Source organism: Pseudomonas rossensis (assembly GCF_039888995.1).
Taxonomy (GTDB): Bacteria; Pseudomonadota; Gammaproteobacteria; order Pseudomonadales; family Pseudomonadaceae; genus Aquipseudomonas; species Aquipseudomonas rossensis.
On record NZ_JBBWCB010000217.1, the window covers coordinates 1 to 6041 of the forward strand.

At 63.3% G+C, this 6041-nt stretch carries 7 protein-coding genes and 1 pseudogene; all 8 read right to left on the reverse strand.

Going from position 1 to position 6041, the window contains the following annotated elements; all coding sequences use genetic code 11:
* Positions 1–204: pseudogene (locus WLY71_RS29085) on the reverse strand (Y-family DNA polymerase); the annotation flags it as partial.
* Between the two features lie 7 nt (positions 205–211).
* Positions 212–829, reverse strand: a complete 618-nt coding sequence (imuA, locus tag WLY71_RS29090; protein WP_033061610.1) for a translesion DNA synthesis-associated protein ImuA — start codon at positions 827–829, stop codon at positions 212–214.
* Entirely contained in the window at positions 829–1446 is a 618-nt protein-coding gene (lexA, locus tag WLY71_RS29095) for a transcriptional repressor LexA (RefSeq protein WP_347806318.1), read from the reverse strand. The genes imuA and lexA overlap by 1 nt, the downstream gene beginning before the upstream one ends.
* Before the next feature lie 53 nt (positions 1447–1499).
* Complete coding sequence (locus WLY71_RS29100; protein WP_347806319.1) at positions 1500–1775, reverse strand: DUF971 domain-containing protein; 276 nt, start codon at positions 1773–1775, stop codon at positions 1500–1502.
* A complete protein-coding gene (locus WLY71_RS29105; RefSeq protein WP_347806320.1) occupies positions 1772–2734 on the reverse strand; it encodes a HEAT repeat domain-containing protein in 963 nt (320 codons plus the stop codon). The genes WLY71_RS29100 and WLY71_RS29105 overlap by 4 nt, the downstream gene beginning before the upstream one ends.
* Positions 2731–3579: an ABC transporter ATP-binding protein gene (locus WLY71_RS29110; RefSeq protein WP_347806321.1), complete on the reverse strand. Its 849-nt coding sequence runs from the start codon at positions 3577–3579 to the stop codon at positions 2731–2733. The genes WLY71_RS29105 and WLY71_RS29110 overlap by 4 nt, the downstream gene beginning before the upstream one ends.
* Positions 3579–4361, reverse strand: a complete 783-nt coding sequence (locus tag WLY71_RS29115) for an ABC transporter permease (RefSeq protein WP_347806322.1) — start codon at positions 4359–4361, stop codon at positions 3579–3581. The genes WLY71_RS29110 and WLY71_RS29115 overlap by 1 nt, the downstream gene beginning before the upstream one ends.
* 152 nt (positions 4362–4513) lie before the next feature.
* Positions 4514–5920 (reverse strand): ABC transporter substrate-binding protein, encoded by a 1407-nt coding sequence (locus WLY71_RS29120; protein ID WP_347806323.1) that lies wholly within the window; start codon positions 5918–5920, stop codon positions 4514–4516.
* Positions 5921–6041 lie beyond the last annotated feature (121 nt).

A 6041-nucleotide genomic window follows, 5' to 3' on the forward strand; every position in this document is an offset into this window, starting at 1 on the left:
GACAAACCCTTTGCTCAAGGCCTGGGCGGCGGTCATCGACTGGCCCGGGCGCAAGCCCAGCGCCCGGGCCGAAGCGTTGACCGCTTGCAACACCCGACGCTGGGCCGGGCCGGTCAGCAGCGCCAGCGGCTCATCGGGATCGGAGCGCTGACGCAGTACCGCGTCCAGCGCCAATTGCGGGAAGAGAATGCAGACCCAGCGCATGGCAACCTCAATGTCCCACGGGGAAGGCAATCGGCGCTGAACGCGCCAACCCGCCCCGGCACTTGAGCACGCGCAATTGCGCAGGCCTGGCATCGATGGCGATGCGCAGCGCCGCTGGCGAAGGGTTGATCGCCTCATTGATCGAGCGGTAGGCAAACGCCAGGGTCGAGCCGGTTTCCGCCGCCACCTGCAAGCGCCGCAACGCCCGGTCATCGGCCTTGTGCGGCCAGCACAGCACTGCGCCGCAACTGCCCGAACGCAGGCATTGTTCCGCTGCCCACAAGGCATCGCGCTCGCTGGCCTGGATGATCGACAACTGACGCAGATCGACCCCGGCGTTCTGCCAGGCCTGGGGATAGGGCACGTAAGGCGGCGCCACCAGCACGATGCGCTCGCCCGCGGCGGACAACCGCGCCAGCGCTGGCCACACCAGTTGCAATTCGCCAACACCCTGCCCGGCCAAAAGGATTTCGGTCAACGCCGCTTCCGGCCACCCCCCCGTAGGCAACGCCGCATCCAGCGCGGCATGCCCGGTGGGTTGCGGGCTGACAGCCGGTGGCGCAGGCCGGCCCTTCCAGACCTGGCCGCCATTGAACAGCGTATCCAGCGCAACGACGGCGCCCATCACCCTTGCCTCACCAGACCGCAGAACACCCCTTCGATGGCCAGGTCCTGATTGGCTTCGACGATGATCGGCTTGTAGGCCGGATTGCGTGGCAGCAATCGGACAATCTCACCGACTCGCTCGAAACGTTTGATGGTGACTTCCCCGTCGAGTCGCGCGACGACGATCTGGCCGTTGACCGCCTCGGGATTGCGGTGCACGCCGACCAGATCGCCGTCGAGAATGCCGTCCTCGATCATCGAGTCACCCTGGACCCGCAGCATGTAATCCGGCACCCGCGAGAAGATCGACGGGTCGAGCAGCAAGCGGCTGTGAACCTCGGCATCGGCACCGATCGGCGCACCCGCCGCCACCCGGCCGAGTACCGGAATGTCCAGCAACTCGGGCCGCGCCGGTTGCCCGAGCAAACGAATGCCCCGGGCCTGATGCGCATTGACCTCGATGAAACCGGCCTCGGTCAGCGCCAGCACATGCTTGCGCGCCACGCTACGGGAGGCGAAACCGAACGCCTCGCTGATTTCAGCGAGGCTCGGGGACTGGCCATGCTCGGCGATTCGATCGCGGATAAAGGTCAGGATGGCGGTGCGGCGGGGAGTTAAAGTCGTCATGGAGTACATTTGTACTCTTTTGGCAATTTCCTGGCAAGGACTTGTAGGAGCTCCTACAGGTTTCAGGTGAGTCCTGATAGGTAGGGCCATGGGTAAATGCCGCGTTCGTGGCCGTCGCTGAAGATGAGTTGAAGGCCATAGCCCTGGCCGTTCAGTTCGGTCACTCGAATGCGAGGATCGACTTTCACCGTCAGCCCTTGCAACCGAAACGCCCGGCATTGCGAGCACGGACATTGACGGCGCAACTCAGCGTGGTCCAGCAACTGCTCGCGACCATCCGGCCAGTTCAAGCGCAGCTGCTGTTTGCTATGGGAATTGCCAATCGCCACCGGGTTCATTGCAGCTGACTCAAGGCGATGCGCACGGCTTTGCGCACTTCCGGGTCGCCGTCGTCCTGCGCAGCCTGCAAAGGTGCGATGGCGCCCCGGTCGTTCAACTCTCCGAGGGCCAGGGCGGCCTCCTTGCGCAGGTTGCTGATGCGGTGGCCGAGGGTTTCGATCAACGCCTCAAGGGCCGGGACGTACCGCAAACGACCGAGGCTACGGGTGGCGCGCAGGCGGACTTGCCAATACGCGTCGCTCAAGGCTTCGACCAAGGCCGGGCCTGCGTCGACGTGACCGACCTTGCCCAGCGTGGTCGCGGCTTCTTCGCGCACTTGCCAGGCTGCGTCCTGCAAGGCGTGGCGCAGCGCCGGCAGCACGTCCGCGTCGGAGGCCAGGCCCAGGGCACCGGTAGCGGCGCGGCGGACTTCGGTGTCCGGGTCAGCGCTGGCCAATCTGGCCAAGTCTGGCAAGGCATCGAGTTGCTTGAGCCAGCCGAGTACGCCGACGGCTTCGCGGCGAACACTGGGGTCTTCGTCGGTCAATGCCCCTAAAGCGGCAGCGGCGGCATCGGGAAAGCGCAACTCACGCAAGGCCCGGAAAGCGGCGATGCGCACGTTGATGTCGGCATGCCCGGTCCACGGCAGAATCACCCTGCCCGCCGCCTCGGTCTTGAGCAGGCTAAGGCTTTGCGCGGCGGCCGTTTGCACCGTTTGAGAAGGATCGGTCAGCGCCTGGCACAGCGCTTCGACCACGGGTTCGTCCTCCCAGGCTTCGAGCAATCGTGCGGCTTCGGCGCGGACTTCTTCGGTCGGGTCTTGCGCAAGCCGATTGACCAGCCAAAGCAAACCGTCCGGCTCTTCAAGATCGGCCAGTTCAATCAGGGCAATTCTGCGCACGCCGGAATCTTCATCCGTCAGGCGCGGTTGCAGGGCGAGAATGTCGTCGTTATCGGTTACATCGAATAGAGAGGTCATAGGGCAATTCGCGGCAGTTTGGTTTCAAGGGGAAGTCCGAGAGGGTTCAGACGCGGTAACTGCCGACAGTCTTCGTGACGCAGCAGTTCGAGGCAATGACGCTTCAAGCGGGAGAACTCATGGCTTGTCACCAGTTCGGTGGTGCGTGGGCGGGGGAAATCGAGACGCAGGTCTTCGATGATCCGGCCCGGGCGCGAACTCATGACCAGCAGCCGATCGGCGAGGAACAGCGCTTCATCGATGTCATGGGTGACGAACACCACGGTGGTGCGAATTCGCGTCCAGATGTCCAGCAGCAGCTCCTGCATGTTCAATCGGGTCAACGCATCGAGGGCGCCGAAGGGTTCGTCCATCAGCAACAGACGCGGGCGGTTGATCAGCACCCGGGCGATTTCTACCCGTTGCTGCATGCCGCCGGAGAGTTGGTCAGGCCAGCGCTCGGCAAACCCTTCGAGGCCCACCAGGGCAAGGATTTCGTCGGCAGCCTGGTGGCGTTCGGCTTTGCCGATGCCGCGCATTTTCAAGCCAAAAGCGACGTTGTCGCGCACGGTGCGCCAAGGGAACAGCGTGTGGTGCTGGAACACCATGCCGCGCTGCGGGGACGGGCCCGAGACCGGCGCACCGTCGACTTTCAGGGTGCCGGTTCGCGGTTGCAGATGACCGGCCAGCGCACCGAGCAGGGTCGATTTGCCGCAACCGGACGGCCCGAGAATGCACACGAATTGCCCCGGCTCGATCTGGCAATCCAGACCTTGCACGGCTTCGAAGGCTTGCTTGTCCTCGCCGAGGACGATGGACAGTTGGCGGATGTCGATCCGCCCTTCAGGGGTTTGCATCACGCTCATCAGGCTTTTCCTCGTGGTCGGTGCCAGGGCGTGAACAGCCCGCCCAGACGTTTGATCAGCAGGCTGCTGCCCATCCCCAGTACGCCGATCAGCAACATGCCGACCACGATGTCGGCGTAGTTCTGGACGGTGTAGGACTCCCAGGTGTAATAGCCGATGCCGTACTGGCCGGAGATCATTTCGGCGGTCACCAGGCAGAACCATGAGGTGCCCATGCCGATCGCCAGGCCGGTGATGATGCTCGGCGCAGCGCCTGGCAGGATCACCTCCAGCAGAATCGCCCGGCGCCCTGCCCCGAGGCTTTTCGCCGAAGCAATCAGCCGTGGGTCGACGCCTTCGACGCCATGCACGGTGTTGAGCAGAATCGGGAACAGCGCGCCGGTAAAGGTGATGAAAACCATCGACAGCTCTGAGGATGGGAACATTAGGATCGCCAGCGGAATCCAGGCCACGGCGGGGATCGGGCGCAGGACTTCCAGCGGTGGTAGCAGCAGGTCTTCAGCCCATTTCGAGCGACCGATGGCCAAGCCCAAAGCGATGCCGATGATCAGCGCCGCGAGGTAACCGGCGAAGACTCGGCTGAGGCTGCTGCCGAGGTGTTGCGCGAGCTTGCCGGAGTCGCCGAGGCCGAGGGCAGCTTCGACGACCGCCAGTGGCGTCGGGACGTTGGCGAAGGTGACAAGGCCAAGGTTCCAGTGGTGGCTGGCGGCGAGTTGCCAGAATACAAGGCAGAGCAGCAGTGAAGCGGCTCGGGGAGTCCAGCGTGAAAATGATCGAGACACAATACTACCTCTCAACCCTGGACCCTGTGGGAGCGAGCTTGCTCGCGATTGGGGCGGGTCAGTCAACTTTGATGCCGACTGGTCTGGCCCCATCGTCGGAACGCCGCCCGGAGCAAGCTCGCTCCCACAGGGGATTTGTGGTGCTTTGGCGGTTAGCGAACGGCGACGGCTTGGGTGGTAGCGTCGGTGAAGTCGAAAACTTTTCCGCCCTGTGCCGTGGCGAATTGTTGGGCCTGGCCTTTGAGCAGAAACGCGCTGAGGCGCCCTTTCGCATCACTGGCAAACCACGCCTGATCCGCCAGCAACTTGATCCCGCTGTCACTCGCCTGGGCATATACCCCGCGGATGTTTTTGCCTTCCTGCTTCAGGCTGGCCAACGCGGTGAACGCCGACTCTGTCGAGGCGTACTGCCGAACCTTCGGCTCGCCACGCACCCAGATCTCCGCCACATGGCTGAAATCGGTGATGGCTTTACCGCTCGACGCATCCACCGCTTTGAGCGGCGTCTGTCCGTAGTTAGCCAGTTGCGCGGTGTAATCCAGGTTCGAGGCCTTGAATGCAGCGCGGATGTATTGGTCGTCGATGAAGGTGTTGAGGTCCAACCCGCGATCAGCCTTCTTCAACAGCTTGAGAGTATCGATGGCGGTCCCGACGGCCTGACGGTATTCCGGCTTCCAGCTCAGGTCGCGGGTTTGCACGCCCAACGGACCGTGGAACAGGTAATTGACCTCGGCATCGACGCCAGTGACCTTGGCGATCAACTCGCTGTATTTCTCCGGCTCAGCTGCCAGCAACTGGTTGGCTTCAATGCTCGCCCGCAGATAAGCCACGACGATTTCCGGGTACTTCTTCGCATAGGCCTGATCCACCAGCGCACCGTGGAAGGTCGGCGCATTGGCCTGGGCGCCGTCGTAAATCTTGCGAGCGAAACCACGGCTGGGGAACAGTTCGGCGAACGGCACGAAGTCGGCGTGGGCGTCGATCTTCCCGGCCTGCAACGCAGAGCCGGCGACTTGCGGCGGCTGGGCGATGATGTTCACGTCTTTCAGCGGGTCCCAGCCTTGGGCAGCCACGGCCCGCAGCAACATGCCGTGCGCCGTCGAGGCGAACGGCACGGAAATGGTCTTGCCCTTGAGCTCCGCCAGCGACTGCACGCTCGATGCGCTAGGCACCACGATGCCGTTGCCACTGCCCTTGATGCTGCCCGACAGCACGCTGATAAACAGGCTGTGCTTGCCGGCCGTTTCAAATGCCACACTGTTGAACGAACCGGGGAAATCCGCCATGGCGCCGAAGTCGAGTTTGCCGGCGACCATCTCGTTGGTCAGGGGCGCGCCGCTGGTGAAGTTCTTCCACTCCACCTCGTACTTGGCGTCTTTGTAGGGGCCGTTGTGGGGCAGGTATTTGTCCAGCAGGCCCAACTCGCGAATCAACAGACCGCCGGCGGCGCAGTTGATCGTGGTGTCCTGGGTGCCGATGGCAATGCGGATGGTTTCGGCCGACGCCGACAAGGTGAATGAAGCCAGTACCAGACCGGCAAACGCTGCACGCAGCAATATTGGCAAAGACATAGGTAAATCCCCTCGAATCATTTTTAGGATATTCGTCTCCGCCACGATCACGGCGCGGTGGGAAACGAGGGGTGTTTTGAAGCAAGCGTCCGGGGGTTACCGGATGGCT